The sequence below is a fragment of the Paenibacillus bouchesdurhonensis genome, assembly GCF_900155685.1.
Taxonomy (GTDB): Bacteria; Bacillota; Bacilli; order Paenibacillales; family Paenibacillaceae; genus Fontibacillus; species Fontibacillus bouchesdurhonensis.
In genome coordinates this window covers 4,777,183-4,797,336 of record NZ_LT732548.1, presented here as the reverse complement: position 1 = coordinate 4,797,336, position 20,154 = coordinate 4,777,183, and the positions used below count along the sequence as shown (strand labels likewise).

Below are 20,154 nucleotides of genomic sequence, written 5' to 3'. Positions count from 1 at the left end.
GTTAAAAAAAGAATGCCCAAGCATCTCTGGATGCCAGGGCATTCTTGCGTATAGTACGTTGTTATTTAGTGGAAACGGGCGCTGCTTGTGTGCTAAAGCCGCTTTCGCCGAAAGTAAAGTACGAATGCGCTGGCAGCGAGCAGAACAAGCAGTGAAATGCCTGCGGTAATGGCTTCTGAGCTGCTGCCTTGCTGCTGCGAGTTTTGGGGGCCGAAGCCGCCTGGGCCACCGAAGCCCATCCCGTCGGGAGCGCGTCTTCCGCCTTGAAACTCCCCTTGAGGCATTTGGCCGTTGGGAACGAATTGCTGATTGCCCCCGGCAGGAGCTCCCTCCTGCAGATCGGGTGCTTCTTGCCCTGCCTGCGCTGGGATCGCCCCCTGTTGGTCGGGTGCTTCTTGCGCCGCCTGCACTGGAATCGCCCCCTGTTGGTCGGGTGCTTCTTGCGCCGCCTGCGCTGGAATCGCCCCCTGTTGGTCGGGTGCTTCTTGCCTCGCCTCGGTCGGAGTTGCTCCCTGCTCACCTGCAGCATCTGTCGGCGCATTGATGTTGGCCGGCGTGTCAGGAGCGGCACCAGCGTTGAATCTAGCGCCCATATTGCCACCCATGCCGCCTCTCGTCCCTCCACCCATACCGCCGCCACTGCCTGAGCCGTCACCCGAGGAGGGGATCGTTCCGGCCAATTGCTGTGCAATGTTGTCGACTTGCTTAGCATTGGAGGACATTAATTGCGTCACGCCTTGTTGATACTCTTCGTACGTATAAAATGCGGTGGGATCCTGCTCCACATACGTAGCAATCATTTGGTTCAGTTGTTCGACCCGGGCGGAGAATCGATCCTCTGACAAATAGCCTTCGATCGCCTCTTCAATAATGCTATGGTACCGCTCCTTATACGCGTCAACGGCCAGGAGCTTAGCGACGAGCGGCCGCTCTGCCAGCGTGCCCTGGGTAGGCTCATCGATCAACAGCGACGTGCCGGACGGCCCTTGCGCCGCATCCGCTGCACGCTGGTTTGTGTCATCACCTATTGGAGTATCTTGCCGGGCTTCGGGCACGGGGGCGGCCGGTACACTGTTTTCCGTATCTTCGGCCCGCTGATTACGTCCTGGCTCTCCTCGCCCTATGCCCATCCCGCCGCCTAATCCGCCGAAGGCCATATTGTAATCCCAAGGCAGGATGGAGAAGATGCCGTCTACCTCGTATAAATAATAGTTTTGCTTGTTGCCGCCAATATAGCTGTCCGTGTTGTTGGTAACGACATTCAAGGCGATATATTTTAAGGCTTCCTCGACGAAGAGGACACTTTCATAGTCGCTGCCGTGGTTCAACTCGTCCAGCATGTCGATCAGCACATTCCCGTTATGGGAATTGGACTTCAGCTCCAGACCGGTGTATGATTCCGGATTATCGTCCAGCCAGAGCAGATCACTTCCGCTGCCTGTCATGACACCTTTGTATAAAGCCCCGTAGGCATTGTCGAAATGCCGCTCCAGATAGGAGGTGCCGATTTGCTCAACCGCGAGGTAGAATCCCCACAGCTCGCCATTAATGTATATATTGACAAACGAATATTTAGGCGTTGGCAAACCCATCGTTTCCGCCAGCTCGTAAGCGAGATATTCCCGCATATACGAGGCGTCGCTGTAATTGTTGTTGAGATTGATTTTTTCGAGTCCGGCTAAGGTCTGATTGACATACTCATTAAAAGACAGCTTAAAGCTATATCGATCAGAGTCAGCCATTTGCACGACGCTTCGCAAGGTGAGATTCCCTTTAGTACGGATGCCGATATTGTCGATTTTCTGCCCGTTATAGTTCACCGATGCCGGCTTATACTCTTCTGCGCTGGCATTGTCCAGCATATCCTGGAAGTCATCCTCATCCATTGTAATTTTCACATCGACGACTTTGTCTCTGGGAAACACAACCTCGTCTAGCAACTGTTCTGCGGCCGTTCCTGAAGATCGATTATAAGCGCTGTTGGAAGTCGTACTGCTATTGCTGGAAGAAAACTCAGATGCTGGAGCATTCGAAATGGAACACGCTGCGAGCCCCATGCATAGCAACGCAAGAGCCAGACTTCGCAGAGCAGTCTTCAAGCGGGATCTCATGATACATAGTCCCCATTATAGCTGATCAGCACCGCGTTCCTTACTCCGTCCAGCTCGGAGATTCGGTTGACAAATACGCTTTCGTTGTCACGGAGCCGCACTTCAAAGGTCATCTCAATGTTGCCGGGAGATACTGTTTTTTGCTTCACATTATAACGTTTTACAAGTCCGGTTATCGCCTGGTGAATCGCTTGCTCACTCTCATCGCCGCTGCAATTGATCACGAGCAAATAAGGCGTCTCCAAAGTCGAGTTTTTGATGAACAGGAACAGAACCAATCCGATAATGACCGAGCCGATGGCCGCTAGCGTGTAGAAGCCAGCTCCGGCAACAATCCCGGCGGCGGCGGCCCAGAACAGGAAGATCAAATCCGTTGGATCTTTAATTGGCGTTCTGAAGCGAACAATCGAAAGGGCGCCGACCATCCCTAGCGATAGGATCAGGTTGGAGTTGATCGCGATAATGACCATGGCCGTCACTAAAGTCATGCCGATTAATGAAACGTTGAAGCTTTTCGAATATAGCACGCCGCTAAATACCCTTTTATACAGAATGAAAATAAATAAGCCGATGATAAAAGCGACGCCTAGCGTAATGAGAATTTTGGACAGGCTGATATCGGATGTGAAATTGCTCAGTACCGAATTTTTAATAATATCGCTAAACGTGGTCGATGAAGTGTTCGTTGTAGTTTCCATAATAATTAATAATCCTCCCAAGAATTTTCTTTTAGAAATTTGCGGCAGATCACATATTTTGATGCGGATTGACGGTTGAGCCCTTCTAGCTGCAGAGCTGCACGGATCGTTTCAGGAATAAATTCGTCGTATTTGACCTCTAAAATGATGTAATTATCGTCCATCGCAGCTATGGGCTTCAAATTCTGATCGAAAATGTCCATCTGATGCAGCCCTGTCCTTAAATCCTTGTCAAACGTAATTCGTACGTTGCCGCTTGGATAAACCAATGGCTCACGCACATAATCCACGATGACTTTAGGTCTGAGCAGACGGTGATTCATTTGCTGGTGAAGTTCCATCAGAAGCGGTTTCTCCGGTACGTTGAGAACCTGGAAGTCGCCAGCGAGAATGGAGCGATACATGTCCAGAGTGATGGGCTCTTTTACCTTGGCGATGTAGTCGTTCAGCTTGATTTTTTTCTCAAAATGGATGACGTGCTCCTGCACATTGTAGATGCGAATGCGGTATTTGCAGCGCTGGCGGATTCCTCCGAGCTTCTCGTGCAGCGCCGTATTATCGATGTCATCGAAATAAAGACTGCGGATATGATACTCGCCGTTTGCTCCGGCATGCTGATCATAATCCATGAAATTGATTAATCTTTGCCGTATGATGAAATATTGCTGCCGGTTGATTATGAATTTGAGCTCATGCCGATATTTTAGCTTCGTACTCATTGGATGCTTGTACACCTCGTTCCTGCGTAGTTCTATTTTCATAACCAGTCAACTTGCCTTGTCAGTTACAAGATTCATCCTAGCAACCTTTTCTGATTTCTCACTTAATGTGAACTGAATGTAAACTGAATGTTAAAAGGTGTTTCGATATTTCAAATTGGGGTAATGAATAATTTGGATATTATACATAAGTGCTTAAGAATGACTAGCGAAAGGAACGTTAGAGGAAGATGAGATTGACACAGAAGAGGATGACACAAATGCAAGAAGGGCAAACGGTACAACAGCAGAAATGGTTTGAAAATATGACCCTGCGATCTATGCTGCTCGTCTGGGCAATGATCCTGATCGCTGTCATCGTGCTTGCCGGCTGCGGTAAAAACAGCGACGAGGGGAAGGCGGAGGATAACCCGGCTGTATCGATCGCGGATGGGAACGATACTTCCAATCCTGTGCCAGACTCCAATGCATCGTCAAATGATGGCGACGGGCAAAAAGTAAATTACGAAATCGAAACGAACGGAAACTTGAAGGATGCTCCAGCGGATCAAGGGGATTCAAATGTATGGATTAAAGGAAAGGCTAGGCTGGAAAACGAACGCGTCTCGGTCACTGGCACGACAAATTTGCTGCCGGGAGTCAAGATGAAGGCCGATATCACCGCCACGGGCTACAATATGTGGGGATACAATGATGAGGCAGACATCGGGCGGGACGGCACGTTTCAATTCGATATCAAGAAGCCGAATATTAAAGAGGGAACACTGGATATTACAATCAGCTTCGTACCTGAGGAGCAAGCGGGCGAAGTGGAGGCATACGGCAAGGATGGCAATAAGCTGACCGGGCCGTATATCCACCAGTACGAGAAATCGGAGCAAATTTACAAGAAGGCTGTTGCCTTCATTCGCGTAGGTGCGAATCCAGAATCAGCCGATGAGGAATGGGAGGTTGAAATCCCCGGCGAGAGGCCGGAGGATTACGGCAGCCCCGACATATGGATTACACCGGTAATTTCGTTCGACGGCACTAATTATCAGATTAAAGCCAAGAGCAACTTGCTTGAAGGAGTAAGGATAAAGGCAGATGTGGACATACCAGATCACTGGAATATTGGGTATGGAGAGAATGCCCAAGTCATGCCCGATGGGGCGTTTAGCCTTCAAATGAAGAAGCCGAAGAACGTTGATACGTTTTATATTGTCTTGAGGGTCGTGCCGGCGGAAGATATGCCGAAAGCGGCCAAGGAAGGGTATGGAGTCAAGGGAGAGAAATTCGACGGAGAGCTTGTCAAAGCGGAGCAGAGCGATCAAGGCTCGATATCGGTCATCCAGATGAAGATCAAAATTAAAGATGAGTAATGAACAAAAAGGGAGCTTACAGGTCATCATACGCCTGGGCTCCCTTTGATTTTTAAATAAGAAAATAGATCGATCATTTCGAGCAGTTTAATTTTCAATTACGATGCGATCCAGCTTCAAGTTGACCGGGTTCGCGATCGTGTCCCCGACAGGGCACTTGCTCTCCAGGAACTGAACAAACTCCTCGACCTTATCCTGAGGCGAGCTGGTCTTGACGTAGAATGTGTATCGAATATCGGAGTAACCTGGACGAACCGATGATCTATTGAAAAATCCGTCCAAATCGATGTCGCCTTCCACTTCAACACGGAAATCATCCAGCTTGACATCAAATTTCGGCGCGTAGACTCGGGCAACGATGGCTTGGCATGCACCAAGCGAAGCAAGCAGGGCCTCGACCGGGTTCATGCCCGTGTCCGTCCCGCCCAAGCTCTTCGGCTCGTCGATGATCAGCTCGAATTGGCGGGCAGTCGTCTTAACTTGAACGCCGTTTTGAAGATGTGCAGTTGCTTTGAAGGTTTGTACAGCAGCCATTGAAAAATCTCTCCCTTTTTACAATTCTAAAACATACTTATCCGCTAGGTTTTATTGAATTATATGCCCGAATGTCGCAGTTGTCAATCTGAAAAGTTATGAAACGGGACAATCACACATCTCTCCCTCCTACAATACTGTGTACTATAAAGGAGGATTAGGTATGATGCTGTACGATCAAGCCCGAGTGAAAGAGTTGTCATTAAAAGAAAATGCTTGGAAATACGAGGCTTATCGGCATTTTGCCATGAAACTGTCCGATCCCTCGTATTTATTCCCATGTATCCCGGCAACCATTGGATTTAAACGGGGGCATTTCAGATACGGCTTCATCGGGGAACCGAGCAGCGGCCAGGCTGCGGCAGAGATGGCCTTGTTGCTGGAACGTTACGGGGAAGAAGCCAGAAGCTGTGGCAAGTATACTTCATTGGTTCTATTTTGTGAAACGCCGAAGGAACTAGCTGATAATTGTACCGTCGAGGAATATAAGGAAATATTCTGGAGGCTGCTGCTCAAAGTCCGGGCTTTGGATAAACATGACTGGCCCGCCCGTATCCCCGCCGATCCTCATGATCCAGTCTGGGAGTATTGTTTTGGCCAAGAGCAGTATTTCATGTATTGCGCTACACCGGCTCATCGATTGCGGCAAAGCCGGTATTTCCCTTATTTCATTCTCGCTATTACGCCTCGCTGGGTGCTCGTGGAGTTCAACTCATCCAGCGAATCGGCGGCCCAAATCAAGAGCAAAATCAGGGAACGCGTCTTGCAGTATGATGCCGTAGGTATTCATCCCGATCTGAATAGCTATGGAAGTAAGGACAACTTTGAGTGGAAGCAATATTTTCTGGGAGATGATACTGCTCCGTCCAATTCGCGGTGTCCCTTTGCCGATATTCATCTAAAGAAAAATTAACTTATTTGGTCGTACAATCCTTCCACCCTGAATAAAATGGTACAAGTTCGCCGCTGGTAGTGTCAGGGGATGGAGGGGGAAGGCATGAGCTTGTTTTTAAGTTATATTCTACTTGGGTTGTCTCTTGCTGCGCCGATCGGTCCAATTAATGCCGCGCAGATGGATCGTGGGATTCGAGGCGGTTTCTGGAATTCCTGGATTCTGGGCCTCGGCTCCCTGGCAGCTGATTTTATTTTTATTGCACTCGTCTATTTTGGAACGGTTCATTTTCTGCAGATTCCGTTTGTAAAATCCTTCTTATGGCTATTTGGCTGTTTTGTGCTCATTTACAGCGGGTGGGACGGACTTCGGGGAGCAAAGCAAGTGGCAGAGTATCGGAATGCCAGCCATGAATCGTTGTCCAAATCGTTTGGCACGGGATTCATTCTATCTATCTCGAACCCGCTGTCGATCATGTTCTGGCTAGGTATTTACGGCTCGATCCTGGCAAAGGCGGCTCAAACCTATGGAGTGAAAGAATTGGTGCTATATACTTCAGCGGTGATTCTTGGGCTTATGGCATGGGATTTGACGATGGCCGTCATGTCCAGCGGGCTTCGGCGTTACTTGACGCCCCGCTTGTTAACGGGCATTTCGTTTCTCTCAGGGTGGATGCTGATTGCCTTCGGCATATATTTCGGCTGGCAGGCCTTTGTTGAGCTGTTTGGATAACCTTCTCATTCCGTACTGCTCTCGTCTCACGTAAATGCAGCGGCAAAGCCGAAACTGAAAATGAGCTTAAAGTTCCTGCCGTTTCGTTGACATTGGGGACTAGAAGGTGAAAAATCTTAGACAACATGATACAGGAGGAAGAGGCGCATGATGAAAAGATTTCAGGGGATCGGATGGCTGGGCAGTCTTTGCGCCGTAATGCTTGCAGGGGTGATAGGACTTAAATGGCTGCAGGAAGGGGAGGATGCTGCTTATTTTCCCGGTAAACCTAAATCATTGGTCACCACGTTAAAAGGAGATGCCCGAACTTCCAGAGCGTTCACTTGGTACAGCGAAGCCGGGAGTTATGCGGAAGAGAAGCTGCAGATTGTCGAGGGCACCGATGCCGGGAAGCTGGGGGGGAGCGATACATTGACTTACCGGGCTGGGTCCAGCATCGTTTCCATCGGCTCCGGTGGGCAGAATATGGCTCACCAGGTGGAAATCACTGATCTGAAGCCGGGTACAACATATGTTTACCGTGTAGGAAGTGGACTAGCGGAGGGCTGGAGCGAGGCGGCTATGTTTACAACGGAACAATTAACTGCGGAGGGGTTCACATTTATAAATGTTGCGGATTCGCAGGGAGAGACCGAAGCGGATTTCGAGCTGTGGGGCAGGACACTGGATCAGGCTTTTGCGGCTTTTCCGGATGCCCGTTTTATAGTTCATAACGGAGATTTGACGGAGAACCCCGAGAATGAGGCTTCTTGGGATTATTTTTTCAGCAAAGCGTCCAAATGGCTGCCCAGTATTCCGCTTATGCCTGTGACAGGCAATCATGATGAGGTGAACGGTGAGGCAGGTCGGTACACATCTCATTTCAATCTACCGAATAATGGGGCGGTGAACTCCCTTCCCGGCACTTCTTATTCGTTCGACTATGGGGATGCCCATTTCACCATTATGAATACGGAATCCAATATTGCCAGTCAGACCGAATGGCTCCGCAAGGATCTACAGAGCACGGACAAGCTGTGGAAAATCGTTGCCATCCACCGTCCGGTATACGGCGGAAATAGCTATAGCAAGATTCAGGAATGGGCCGAGGTGTTCGATGAGTTCCGTGTTGATCTGGTGCTGCAGGGGCATAATCACGAATACTCGCGTTCTTATCCTGTTCATGGCGGGAAGGTTGCCGCTTCGGGCGAGGGCACGGTGTATGTCACTATAAATACAGCAGGACAGAAATTTAACGAGAAGAAGAAGGATCGGTTCTATCATGCCGTTCATTTTCAAAATGGAAAGCAAATGTTTGCCGGGGTCACGATTAACGGAAGCACCTTGATTTATCAGGCTTATGATGTGGAAGGAAAGCTGCTGGATGAGTTTGAATTAGAACAGTTTATTTGACTTTGCTTGGCGCCTACACTTGGGGCGACGGAGAACTGCCCGATGAGTTCCTTGATTTCATGGATGAGATGCTTGAGCTTGACTGGAAGGAAGCAGTGACCGCCTTGTTCGGAAGTGGAGACACCAGTTATCGATTATATTGCGGAGCTCTGGATGAATTGGAAGAGAGAATGGCTTCGGACTTATTCCGCAGAAGGCATCTCTCTTCCGTGTAAAAGGCTGACATGGCGCCAAAGAGTGCAATATGCGGTAGGGCACACGATTAATGAATATTAGGGCATGATGCCGGAGGCAAGAAGCCGGATGCCGATACATGTACTGCTGGAGCGCCGTTGGCCGAAGCGAGTCGAGGATTTTTTAGGCGAAACCCATTACCGGCATGTGTATCTCACCATGATCGAGCAATTGGAAAGAATATTTAAAGAAGCCAATTCAATGGATTATCCCGTGGCTCTCTATGAACAGTGGAATACGAACGTTGCAGAATTGGAGCTGAATCTGGTCATGATTTTTCAGGCCGTCTGGCACAGCAAGCAGGCAGAAGAATTTATTGTCCAGAAGTTCTTGGCTCAGGATGATGCTGAAGTGATCCTAGCATTCGTCCATATGACGAATGTGTTCTGGCATTCTGCTTACGGAAGGCCGGCAGACCAGATCGATGTCTATGTACTTATGAGTGGGAGAAAATACAGCTATTTCGGTAAAGGGATGCCTTTGGAGCAGTCGCTCGACTACATGAAGCTGCTGGCGGAAGCGGCTTTGGGAGCCGTGCCCGCAGAAATATCAGTTTAGCGCAGAATATTTACGCCCCCTTGTCAGCACAATAAGCCATGATTGGTGCAAAGTGCAAATACATGGTTGAGGATAAGGAGTTTGCCTTGAACAAGACAAGCAAGGAAGCAAAGGATAAGCCGCTGCACTGGTGGCAATTGTCGTTAATGGGAGTAGCCTGCACGATCGGTACTGGCTATTTCCTTGGCACGGGCGTAGGCGTAAAAATTGGAGGACCGGCCATCATCCCAGCATTTTTACTGGCTGCAATCGGAACATTCGTCGTATTTGACGTGCTTGCCCGCATGAGCTCGCAAGACCCGCAGGAGGGCTCGTTTTGCGTGTATGCGCGGAAAGGTTTCGGGCGCTGGGCTGGCTTCGGGAGCGGATGGGTATATCTTTCTTCGGAGATTTTAATTATGGGAAGCCAGATGGCAGCATTGTCACTATTTACCCGCTTTTGGTTCCCAGGGCTGCCGATGTGGGTATTCGCTTTGATTTATGCCGTACTCGGCTTAGTTATTATTATATTGGGGACAAAAGGGTTCGAACGGGCAGAGCATTTGTTTGCGGTCATGAAGCTGGCGGCGATTATCGCCTTTCTGGCGATTGCCGGCGCTGCAATTTTAGGCTGGCTCGGCGGGGGGAAGCATGCGCCCAATTGGCCCGTTCCTCTTTTCCCAGCAGGAGCAATAGGCGGATGGTCCAGCCTCATATATGCGTTCTACGCCTTCGGGGGGATCGAGGTTATGGGCCTTCTGGCAATTCGTTTGAAGGATCCTAAGGAAGGCCCTAAGGCGGGACGATGGATGATTGGAACATTGACGGTTCTTTACACGGCTTCTTTGGTGCTGGCGCTAAGCCTAGTCCCCTGGAACACCATGGGCACGAAAGAGAGTCCGTTTGTCGCTTCGCTTAAAGGTTATGGCTTGAGCTTTGTGCCGCATCTTTTTAATGGGGCTTTCATTATAGCCGGATTCTCAACGATGATTGCTTCCCTATTTGCCGTAATTACGATCCTCGTGACTTTAGCCAAAAATAAAGATGCTCCTCCGGTATTTGCTAGGGTGAGTGGCGGGCAAAGAGAGACTCCCTATTATGCGATTGGCGTTACCGCCCTAGCTCTGAGCGGATCCATTCTGTTAGCCCTGCTCATGCCGGAGAAAATGTATGAGTACGTGACGACTGCGGCAGGCCTGATGCTTATGTACAACTGGATCTTCATCCTATTTACGTCCGGAAGGCTGCTGAAGCTAAGCGGCTGGGGGCAGACGAAGCGCTGGATCAGCACGGCAATCATCGTTTTAGCCATAAGCGGCACAGTGCTCCATCCCATGAGCCGGCCGGGCTTGTGGATCAGCCTGGGGTTTGTAGTGCTGATTGGAGGAGTAATGCTGCTGATGAAGCGGATTTGGAGCAGGGAGCAAAGCAAGGACAGAGGCAAGGTGCGAAGAGCGAGGCCGGAGGGAGAGCCCACATAAGCATATATAAGCGCAGGCAAAAAAGGAGGCAGCGTCAATCGCTATCTCCTTTTTTGGATAGGCGTCCTTAGATGTGTCAGGGGGAAGAGATCGGTGAACCCGATTTACCAATCTTTTCACCGCCCAATTTACATCGCGCCTCCGATGGGGCTCAGAACTATGATTTGTCGAGAATTAGGGCATTGTTTTGTTTCAGGTATCTGTAAAAAGTTTAGCACATATATTAACATAGTTCACCTATAAGAATGTATAGGTATGTTTTAGGTGCTAGTTGCCTATAAGTAGGACATCCGACTGGCAACCGATACGGCTTCCGTACTAGACTGGACACCTAGCTTTTCGAAAATGATCTTTTTATGATGATTCACGGTACATTCTTTAATATTTAACTTAAGGGCGATGGACTTGACTGTCTGGCCTTGCGCAATTAGTCTAAGCACATGCAGTTGGCGCGCCGTCAGAGGAACTGGCGGCTTTTCCGGCGGTTGTGCCTCCGCCAGGTTTTGCAGGCTGCTCAGCATGTTACCCGGAATCAGCTTGGCGATGGCGATCAGTTCGCTTTTCATATTCGCGTTAATGGTGGAGACATCAAGATAGCCTATCGTTCGCGACCCGAGGGTCAGCGGTGTGGAGAAGCAGTGCCAGTTCTTAAAGAAGGGACTTTCGTGTTCTTCCGGTGGCAAATAAATTGGACTTCGGCGGGCCATCGCTTCCGATATTGCATTGACCCCGCAGCTCTCCTCCGTAAAATACATGCCTACGCGAATCTCGGACTTGCGCACGACCTCTTGCAGGTTTTGGCAATAGTCCATAGCCAACAGGACTCCTTCCTCATCGGTGAGGAGAAACAGGTAGGTGCCTGATAAATGCTCCTTAATGTTGTCGATGCACTCTTGAAATATAGTAATCAGTGATTTGTTGCTGCGCACAATTTGCACAAAATGCGATTGGGATGTAAAGACGGCGGCTGAGCTTGAGGACGATTGATGTGATGCAGCTATTTTTTCTGACATGATGTGTAACCCCCTTACGGCCTTTCAATTCAAAAAAAATGTAGCTCTCTTCCTATTTATCGGGTCGGTAAACGTAAATTTTGAATAAAGATTGTAAATTTTGAGTTAAGGCTTCAAAATATAAGAGAAATTATGGTGATATCAAGGCAGAGGAGATAGAAGGAATGAAGCTGGTGTCATGGAATGTCAACGGGCTTAGAGCATGTGTAAACAAAGGATTTTATGATTATTTCCGGACAGCGGATGCGGATATATTTTGCGTTCAGGAAACGAAGCTTCAGGCCGGGCAAATCGACCTGGAGCTCGGCGAAGAATATGAGCAGTATTGGAACTATGCAGAGAAGAAGGGCTATTCAGGAACCGCCGTGTTTACGAGAATCAAGCCGCTATCTGTGCGATACGGGATAGAAGAGGATTCGGAGCCGGAAGGGCGAATCATTACGCTGGAGTACGAGGCATTCTATTTGGTGAATGTATACACGCCGAATGCGAAGCGGGACTTATCCAGGCTGCCCGATCGATTGGAGTGGGAGGAGCGGTTTCGCAGTTACTTGGTAGGGCTGGATCGGCATAAACCGGTTATCGTAACTGGGGATATGAATGTCGCGCATCGGGAGATCGACATCAAGAATGCCAAATCGAACGTCGGTAATTCCGGCTTTACGCTGGAGGAGCGGGAGAAAATGACGAAGCTGTTAGAGGCGGGATTTATAGACACGTTCCGTTATTTCTATCCCGATCGGGATAATGTCTACAGCTGGTGGTCATATATGCCGAAGGTAAGAGAGCGGAATATCGGTTGGAGGATCGATTATTTTCTGGTCTCGAACCGGCTGAGTGAGAGCTTGGTGGATGCACAGATCGATTGTCATGTTATGGGCAGCGATCATTGTCCTGTTGTGCTGGAAATGGCGGATATTCAGGGAGCGTAATTTTGTAAAGAAGGTAGTATTTGAATATAGTTGGTTCGGAGATGAAAGCTTCAGCAAAGCTTTAATGGGAAATATTACGCCTTAAATAGATTGTGTTTGCATAATAAAAGGCTGCAACAGTCCGCCTCTCGGCAATTTGTTGCAGCCCGTACAAATGTAATTGAATTCTCGATAAAGCTCAGTATGTCCTTCGTGTTTGCTAACTAATTTATGTTGCTGCCGTTTGATCGTCCTTATTGCGTCGGCTTTTGCTCCATGGCGTTCCAAGCAGAGGAAGCGCCCATCTATCGAGCCCATACCATCCGGCGACCTTCCAGGCCAGTACAATCCAAGTTGCTAGGATGAACAGCAGCGGATTCGTGCTCAAGGTACCGGCAAACAGGAAGCTCGCATTCATGAAGGCGCCGAAGAAAGCGGCAATTCCCGTTAACAAGCCAAGGATCAGGCCTAGCCCCACGAGGAGTTCTCCAAAGGCAACAAGATAAGAGAAGAGCGGGGCATTGGGGAGCACCATGCTTTCCAAAAACGATGCATACCATCCCGTTACGTCTTTCCCTTCTGCAGCTTTGCCGACCGCTCCTTTAACGAATCCTGTCAGTCCCGCACCTGCATTGCTCCCAACCCACTGATCGCTAGTTACCTTGTGCCATCCTGCGGTTAACCAGGCATAACCCAAATACAGTCGAATAACTAACCACAAAAGGGCCGATCTCGTGTTATTAAACAAAAAATTCGATACCGGATTGTCAGGAATAATGATGTTTTTCCCTCGCAACTCATCTTTAATCGTCATAGCATCATCTCCTTTAAATTTTAACAAATTATTTTTTAATCGTATACCATTTTATATAAATAGCAAAGGATAAAGTTGGATATTTCGTTTGTTATTAATCTCAAAGCACTGACAAGCTCGTCTGGAATGGTAGGTTAAGTCACTTACATTGGATTATGTAATAATCGTCTCATCGGTGAAACGAATCAGAGTGCTTCCGAATTCAATCAAGTGATTATCGCGGAATATACGAATGATAATGTTATAAGGATAATACTTATCTCAGGATAGATTATTTCGGGAGTGAGCGTTAAAGTTACGAATTTACTTGCAAAAAATGATAAGATAGTTCTGCGAGTTACACGAGATGAAGTATGTACTGGTATGGGAAAAAACGGTAATGCGGCCAGTTTAATTGGAGTTTTTCAAGCATGAACTAACTATCGAGGACAAGATCTCGTTTAAAGCAAAAGTCGTCACAAAGAGGCTTGCGAAATATTGAAAGGAATGACCCGTGCATATGCAAATTAAGATTGGAATCGTTGGCATGCAGTATGTTGTAGATAAGCTACTAAAGGTTATAAAGGCATTTCCTACATTTACTCCGATTGTACGGATCGTTAATGATGAGGAGCAAGTCCCGTCAGTCGTTGAAACTTTAATGCTGGAGGTAGAGGCGCTTCTATTATTCGGTGCGCAATCGCATCGTAAAGTTAGAGAAAATATCAATGTAACGGTACCTGTGCATTATGTTCCACTAACGGGGGCTGGGCTGTACAAAACGTTATTTCGTGCTTTACAGACAGGTCACCTCAGCGGTGGAATATCTGTAGATTCGCTTACGAAATCCATGGTTATGAGTGCGCTCAAAGACCTTGGGATCGAGCAGACGAAGGTGGTAGTTTATAGCGGTCCTGCTCATGCCTCACCGGACAAGCTATTTGCATTCCATCATAACCTGTTGAACACGGGTGCATGCTCATTCGCCATTACGGGGGTGGAATCCGTAGCACGGAAGCTGTCTGATCTTCAGGCTGCGAACGAATGGCTAATTCCTTCGGATCAGGATATGAGCGTGACGTTGGAGCGTGCGCTTCTATCAACGGAATCTCGCCGTAATAAAGAATCGCAAATTGTCGTTGGGATGATTAAGGTCGATGATTTCGGCAAGCTGGTGATGATGCGGAATAATGAGCATGAGGTTCAAAAGCTAAAGCTGGATATTCATCGTATGGTTCTGGATTATGTTGAATCACTTGACGGCTACTTGACACCGTTAGGTGGAGATGAATATTTATTCTTCACAACTAGGGGGATCTTTGAGAGGGAGACGGGTGGTTACAAAACGATTCCACTAGCCAAAGAGGCCAACCATTCATTAGGCATTTCCTTAAGCCTGGGAGTAGGGTTTGGAACCTCGGCAAATGAAGCGGGTACAAATGCCAGAGCCGCCCTTCGCAAATCAAGGGAAGCCGGGGGAAATATCTGCTTTATTATTCGTGAGGATCAGACGCTGATCGGTCCTCTCGAAATGGCAGATCCCATCCAGAACGTATTATCGCCAACGCATGCGGAACTTATCAAGAAAGCAGAAGACGCTGGCATGACAAGCGCTTATTTAAGCAAACTGCTATCTCACACAGCAAAGTACGGCAAATATGAATATATGGTTCATGAGCTTGCTGCTTTGCTTGATATCACGGTACGTAGTGCTCATCGGTTGCTGTTACTCTGGATCGATAATGGACTCGTTGATATTTCTGGTGTGGAGAAGGTTCCGAGAGGAAGGCCACGGCAAATTTACCGCTTTTCTTTTTTGAAGGATAAAACGATGTTCTAGCCTATTTACTGATTTAAAGACAATTAAAAGATTTGTCTTTATATAACCCCTGTCGGTATGATGGAGATAGATTCATACTAGAAAGGGGAAAATCGCATTGAAAACACTTGAGGAATTGGAAGCGAAATTAGCTGAGCCCTCTGAGGCCTTAGTAAAGGAGTTATCTTCGGTTGATGGAGATATCATGATTCTTGGAGTAGGCGGAAAAATGGGGCCAAGCTTAGCTAGGCTAGCTAAAAATGCAATCCGTAAAGGTGGATTAAATAAGCGTGTTATCGGTGTATCACGGTTTTCAGACGAAGAAGCGAGACGTGAGCTAGAGGAAGCGGGGGTCGAGACGATTTCCTGTAACTTATTGAATGATGATGAGCTTAGTCAATTGCCTCATGCAGACAATATCATTTATATGGCTGGTAATAAATTTGGAACAACGGGCAGAGAGCATTTCACATGGGGGATGAATACTTATTTGCCAGGCAGAGTGGCGGAGAAATTTAAGGATTCCCGAATTGTCGTATTTTCATCAGGTAATATTTATCCTTTCATGCCTATTGGTAGTGGAGGGGCAAATGAGTCGGTATCGCCTGAACCGTTAGGAGAATACGCGCAATCAACTTTAGGTCGCGAGCGTGTTTTTGAATATCATTCCCATAAAAACGGAACGCCCATGCTGTTCTATCGTTTGAATTATGCGATTGATATGCGTTATGGAGTGCTATTGGAAATCGCAAAGGCTGTGAATGAACAACGAGTGATTAACTTGACTATGGGGCATGCTAATGTAATTTGGCAGGGAGATGCCAATGAAATGGCGTTGCGTTGCTTAACAGAGTGTTCGAATCCACCAGCTGTTATGAACATTACTGGGCCAGAAACGATGTCTATTCGTTGGGCTGCTGAAGAATTTGCGAAGCGTATGGGTAAAGAAGCCCTGTTTGAAGGCACAGAATCGGAGATTGCGCTGCTGAATAACGCATCGAAGTCGCATCAACGATTTGGGTACCCATCGGTATCGTTACTTCAAATGATTGATTGGCTGGCTGAATGGGTTCAGGCGGGTGGAGCCACATGGAATAAACCGACTCATTTCCAAGAAAGAAAGGGGAAATACTAAATGACTACTACTACTCTTTCTTCCGAATTGTTGAAAGCGCTACATGAAGGGCTTGTTATACCTGCACATCCCCTAGCACTGGATAAGAATCGACAGCTGGACGAACGACATCAACGTGCGTTAACTCGTTACTATGTTGCTTCCGGAGCAGGCGGAATCGCCGTCGGTGTCCATTCGACCCAATTTGAAATTCGCGATGAACCCCACAATTTATTTGAGACTGTTCTGCAAATGGCCGCAGAAGAAATCGCGAGGGCGAATATACAACGTCCCTTTATTAAGGTCGCAGGGATTTGTGGGCCTATAGAACAAGCAATTAGTGAAACACGATTCGCACAATCCCTAGGTTATGATGCAGCATTGTTGAGTATGGGAGGTCTTACTGACTGTAGTGAGGAAGAAATTTTGGATAGAACAAAGCAGGTAGCAGCTATTATGCCTGTCATCGGTTTTTACTTACAGCCATCGGTGGGTGGGCAGATTTTCAGTTTTGATTTTTGGTGCAAATTTGCGGAAATTCCAAACGTAGTCGCTATCAAGATGGCACCTTTTAATCGCTATCAGACCATTGATGTCGCTCGGGCTGTTTGCTACTCAAGTAGACGAGATGAAATCGCATTATATACGGGTAATGATGATAATATCATCAATGATTTATTGACCACTTATCGCTTTGAAGTCGATGGTGAAACGATCGAGAAGACCGTTGTCGGAGGATTACTAGGTCATTGGGCGGTTTGGACCAAAAAGGCCGTAGAATTGTTGGAGGAAATTAAGACTGTCCGAAAACATGGAGAACTGTCAAAGGAATGGTTAACGAGAAATGTACAAGTAACAGATACAAATGCTGCATTTTTTGATCCTGCACATCATTTTAAAGGCTGTATACCAGGTATACATGAGGTACTGCGTCGCCAGGGCTTGCTGCAAGGCACGTGGTGCTTGAATCCAAATGAAACGCTGTCTCCGGGACAAATGGAGGAGATTGATCGTGTATATCGGGATTATCCACAACTGCACGATGATGAGTTTGTGTCTGCACATCTTACGGAGTGGCTTGAAGATTAATCAAACAGGAGGACTCAAACATGCGGTTTAAGGATGTGTTTTCTATTATCGGTCCGAGCATGGTGGGGCCCTCCAGCTCCCATACCGCCGGAGCAGTTCGGCTGGGAAGAACGGCCAGACATGTGCTCGGAGGGCTGCCAGAATATGCTGAAATCATTTTCTATGGATCCTTCGCTACAACCTATCGCGGCCACGGCACGGATCTTGCTGTTATCGCAGGTCTGCTAAATTATGAAACCGATGATATGCGGATCAAAGATGCTTTTGACAGGGCAAAGGAAGCTGGGATGGAAGTACAACTTCGTACAGCTCAGAAGGCAGGCATGCACCCCAATACGGCAACGTTTATTCTTCGCAGAGGAGAGCAGCAAGTCATTGTACTAGGGTGTTCCATCGGTGGCGGCAATATTGAAATCGTAGGCATTGATGATTTCGATGTTAAATTTACGGCCAACTATCCAACCTTATTAATTTTTCATGCGGATCGCCGGGGGATCCTAGCTGAAATGACGGATATATTCAAGCATGCTGATGCCAATATTGGCTATATGGAGGTTGATCGAAAGTCCAGAAGCGGGGATGCTCTAACCGTGATTGAGAGTGATGAGGTATTGCGTACCGAGTTTATCGACCAGATCGTTGAAATACCTGATGTTTACATGGTTCGCGTTATTAATCTCACTTCCAAAGGGGATATACTATGAGGTTCTCTAATTTAGAGCAATTGATACAATTATGCGTTAAAGAGTCCGTTACGATAGGGCAGCTGATGATTACGGAGCAGGCGGCAGAGACGGGGAAGAGCACTGAGCTAGTGCTAGAGAAAATGGCCGCATATTATGACATTATGAAAGAAGCGGTTTACAAAGGAATAGACAGCGATTTGAAGCCCCGTAGTGGATTGACGGGCGGAGACGCCAAGCGAGTTCGAGCTTATATGCACAACGGGGTCGTTTCTTTAGGGACGGAGGCTTGCAGCGCGATGGCGTATGCTTTAGCGGTCTCTGAGATCAATGCATCAATGGGGCGAATTATCGCTACTCCGACGGCAGGCTCCTGCGGCATTATACCAGGCGTGTTCGTTAGCTCGCAAGAAAGATTTGGCTGGAGCGATGAGCATATGGTTCATGGCCTCTTTAGTGCGGGAGCAATAGGCTATGTTATCGCGAATAACTCATTCGTGTCGGGCGCCGAAGGCGGGTGTCAAGCTGAGGTAGGCTCTGCGATTGGCATGGCAGCTGGAGCATTGGTGGAGCTTCGCGGTGGTACACCGGAGCAGGCGGTTCATGCGGTAGGATTGGCGTTGAAAAACTCACTTGGCCTTATATGCGATCCGGTCGGGGGATTGGTGGAAGTTCCTTGCATCGTTCGTAATGGTTTTGGTGCCGTTACGGCAATGGCGGCCGCAGATATGGCACTTGCCGGGGTCAAGAGTGTCATTCCATCGGACGAAGTGATTGACGTTATGCTCGAGGTTGGCAGTGCAATGCCTGAGAAGCATCGGGAGACGGCGATGGGCGGACTTGCACAAACACCCACGGGGAGAAAAATTATGAAAGAGCTTTATGAAAAAGAGGAGAGTTGATGCTAGTGGATGATTTGAAAATAGGTCTTATTGGTACGGACTCCTCCCATTCTGTTGCATTTACTAAGCTGCTCAACGACTCATCCGATGCAAATCATGTATCGGGAGGGAAGGTTGTGGCAGCTTTTTTAGGGGGCTCTAATGACTTTCCGCTTAGTGCGGATCGAGTGGAAGGTTTTATGGCAAAGCTGGAGCTTGAATTCGGGGTTCGTAGATTAAATTCTCCAGAAGAGGTTGCTGCGAGCTGTGATGCAATTTTGCTAACATCTGCGGATGGCCGGGTACATCTTGACCAATTTAGGCGAATAGCTCCATACGGCAAGCCAGTCTTTATTGACAAACCTCTAGCTCTGGACACGATAAGTGCTAAAGAGATATTTCGAATCGCGCAGCAATATCAGCTCCCGATTATGAGCTGCTCGGCTTTAAGGTATGCGCAGCAAATAACAGATGATTTGGAACGCGAGAACCCGGCGACCGTGATTCGAGCTGTTGTTGGCGGCCCTTTGGCCGTGGAGCCGACCCAATCCTACTATTATTGGTATGGGATTCATTCGATAGAGCTTCTATATGCAATTATGGGCACAGGCTGCCTGGAGGTTAGCGTTACGACTACAGAAGAGCATGATTTAATAGCTGCCCATTGGGAAGGTGGGCGTACGGGAACAGTTAAGCTCAGCCGTTTGCCAGAAAGTCCATTCTTCGCAACGATTAGCCGAGCAGGACAAACCTCGTTGATCGAGGTTGATTCAAGCGCAAAGCCTTTTTACGCTAGCTTACTTGAGCAGATAATGATTCTATTCGATAGTCATAAATCTCCATTAGATTGGAATGAGACCTTAGAGATTATTCGCTTTATAGAGGCAGCCGAGGAAAGTAAAAGGATAGGGCAGTCAGTATCGCTGTAAGAACCCTCCATTTACAATTGATTTAAACCCAGTTGTTTGGATTCCTAAAAATGGCGATATGCCGTGAATGGAAAAAAATCAAAGTGTTTATATAGCATTTTCCACCTATTTAGCAAATTCCACATCAAAAAAACGTTGATAAATAAGGGTTCTTCTAACTTTTCACCTCGGTGGATGTCGAAAAAACACAGCGGATGAAAACGCTTTATTTACGAGGCGTATGAACCGATC

General features: G+C 47.7%; 19 protein-coding genes and 1 pseudogene. 14 read left to right on the top strand and 6 right to left on the bottom strand.

The genetic code is table 11. The features are described 5' to 3' along the window. Positions 1-92 precede the first annotated feature (92 nt). The 3 genes from CZ379_RS25735 to CZ379_RS25725 are packed head-to-tail and all read right to left on the bottom strand — an operon-like array spanning position 93 to position 3,528. Entirely contained in the window at positions 93-2,111 is a 2,019-nt protein-coding gene (locus CZ379_RS25735; RefSeq protein ID WP_110934230.1) for a CotH kinase family protein, read from the bottom strand. Next, a complete protein-coding gene (locus CZ379_RS25730; protein ID WP_110934229.1) occupies positions 2,108-2,809 on the bottom strand; it encodes a DUF4956 domain-containing protein in 702 nt (233 codons plus the stop codon). Before CZ379_RS25730 ends, CZ379_RS25735 begins: the two co-directional genes overlap by 4 nt. A gap of 5 nt (positions 2,810-2,814) precedes the next feature. Continuing rightward, on the bottom strand, positions 2,815-3,528 hold the full coding sequence (locus tag CZ379_RS25725; protein WP_110934228.1) for a polyphosphate polymerase domain-containing protein: 714 nt from the start codon (positions 3,526-3,528) through the stop codon (positions 2,815-2,817). A gap of 260 nt (positions 3,529-3,788) precedes the next feature. On the opposite strand from CZ379_RS25725, the gene CZ379_RS25720 reads away from it, so the two are divergent. Further along, positions 3,789-4,889, top strand: coding sequence for a hypothetical protein (locus CZ379_RS25720; RefSeq protein ID WP_110934227.1), 1,101 nt, complete (start codon positions 3,789-3,791; stop codon positions 4,887-4,889). A gap of 87 nt (positions 4,890-4,976) precedes the next feature. Here the strand turns inward: CZ379_RS25720 and CZ379_RS25715 are convergent, their stop codons facing one another. Further along, entirely contained in the window at positions 4,977-5,423 is a 447-nt protein-coding gene (locus CZ379_RS25715) for an OsmC family protein (protein WP_110934226.1), read from the bottom strand. Positions 5,424-5,586: 163 nt separating this feature from the next. Here CZ379_RS25715 and CZ379_RS25710 point away from each other — a divergent pair, with 163 nt between their 5' ends. From CZ379_RS25710 to CZ379_RS25685, 6 genes and pseudogenes are all read left to right on the top strand, one after another. Continuing rightward, complete coding sequence (locus CZ379_RS25710) at positions 5,587-6,336, top strand: YqcI/YcgG family protein (protein ID WP_234405020.1); 750 nt, start codon at positions 5,587-5,589, stop codon at positions 6,334-6,336. Between the two features lie 84 nt (positions 6,337-6,420). Beyond that, on the top strand, positions 6,421-7,047 hold the full coding sequence (locus CZ379_RS25705) for a LysE family translocator (RefSeq protein WP_110934225.1): 627 nt from the start codon (positions 6,421-6,423) through the stop codon (positions 7,045-7,047). Between the two features lie 147 nt (positions 7,048-7,194). After that, positions 7,195-8,439 carry a purple acid phosphatase family protein gene (locus tag CZ379_RS25700; RefSeq protein WP_234405019.1) on the top strand — a complete coding sequence of 415 codons (1,245 nt, stop codon included), beginning with the start codon at positions 7,195-7,197 and terminating at the stop codon, positions 8,437-8,439. Positions 8,440-8,441: 2 nt separating this feature from the next. After that, positions 8,442-8,612, top strand: a pseudogene (locus CZ379_RS25695) (flavodoxin domain-containing protein); the annotation flags it as partial. 130 nt (positions 8,613-8,742) lie between these two features. Beyond that, on the top strand, positions 8,743-9,231 hold the full coding sequence (locus CZ379_RS25690) for a hypothetical protein (RefSeq protein ID WP_110934223.1): 489 nt from the start codon (positions 8,743-8,745) through the stop codon (positions 9,229-9,231). Positions 9,232-9,317: 86 nt separating this feature from the next. Beyond that, entirely contained in the window at positions 9,318-10,691 is a 1,374-nt protein-coding gene (locus CZ379_RS25685; RefSeq protein WP_234405018.1) for an amino acid permease, read from the top strand. Positions 10,692-10,966: 275 nt separating this feature from the next. On the opposite strand, the gene CZ379_RS25680 is transcribed toward CZ379_RS25685, so the two are convergent. Further along, a complete protein-coding gene (locus tag CZ379_RS25680) occupies positions 10,967-11,704 on the bottom strand; it encodes a helix-turn-helix domain-containing protein (RefSeq protein ID WP_110934221.1) in 738 nt (245 codons plus the stop codon). Positions 11,705-11,868: 164 nt separating this feature from the next. On the opposite strand from CZ379_RS25680, the gene CZ379_RS25675 reads away from it, so the two are divergent. Beyond that, a complete protein-coding gene (locus CZ379_RS25675) occupies positions 11,869-12,636 on the top strand; it encodes an exodeoxyribonuclease III (RefSeq protein ID WP_110934220.1) in 768 nt (255 codons plus the stop codon). Positions 12,637-12,844: 208 nt separating this feature from the next. Here CZ379_RS25675 and CZ379_RS25670 read toward each other — a convergent pair whose 3' ends face one another. Beyond that, complete coding sequence (locus CZ379_RS25670; RefSeq protein WP_110934219.1) at positions 12,845-13,429, bottom strand: DoxX family membrane protein; 585 nt, start codon at positions 13,427-13,429, stop codon at positions 12,845-12,847. Positions 13,430-13,928: 499 nt separating this feature from the next. On the opposite strand from CZ379_RS25670, the gene CZ379_RS25665 reads away from it, so the two are divergent. From CZ379_RS25665 to CZ379_RS25640, 6 genes are all read left to right on the top strand, one after another. Beyond that, the gene (locus tag CZ379_RS25665; RefSeq protein WP_110934218.1) at positions 13,929-15,248 is read left to right on the top strand and encodes a helix-turn-helix domain-containing protein; all 1,320 of its coding nucleotides are present in this window, start codon (positions 13,929-13,931) and stop codon (positions 15,246-15,248) included. A gap of 97 nt (positions 15,249-15,345) precedes the next feature. Beyond that, on the top strand, positions 15,346-16,362 hold the full coding sequence (locus CZ379_RS25660; protein WP_110934217.1) for an NAD-dependent epimerase/dehydratase family protein: 1,017 nt from the start codon (positions 15,346-15,348) through the stop codon (positions 16,360-16,362). Next, on the top strand, positions 16,363-17,430 hold the full coding sequence (locus CZ379_RS25655; protein WP_110934216.1) for a dihydrodipicolinate synthase family protein: 1,068 nt from the start codon (positions 16,363-16,365) through the stop codon (positions 17,428-17,430). It begins immediately after the preceding gene. Between the two features lie 20 nt (positions 17,431-17,450). After that, positions 17,451-18,134, top strand: a complete 684-nt coding sequence (gene sdaAB, locus CZ379_RS25650; protein ID WP_110934215.1) for an L-serine ammonia-lyase, iron-sulfur-dependent subunit beta — start codon at positions 17,451-17,453, stop codon at positions 18,132-18,134. Next, a complete protein-coding gene (gene sdaAA / locus CZ379_RS25645; RefSeq protein WP_110934214.1) occupies positions 18,131-19,015 on the top strand; it encodes an L-serine ammonia-lyase, iron-sulfur-dependent, subunit alpha in 885 nt (294 codons plus the stop codon). Before sdaAB ends, sdaAA begins: the two co-directional genes overlap by 4 nt. Next, the gene (locus CZ379_RS25640) at positions 19,015-19,923 is read left to right on the top strand and encodes a Gfo/Idh/MocA family protein (RefSeq protein WP_110934213.1); all 909 of its coding nucleotides are present in this window, start codon (positions 19,015-19,017) and stop codon (positions 19,921-19,923) included. Before sdaAA ends, CZ379_RS25640 begins: the two co-directional genes overlap by 1 nt. Positions 19,924-20,154 lie beyond the last annotated feature (231 nt).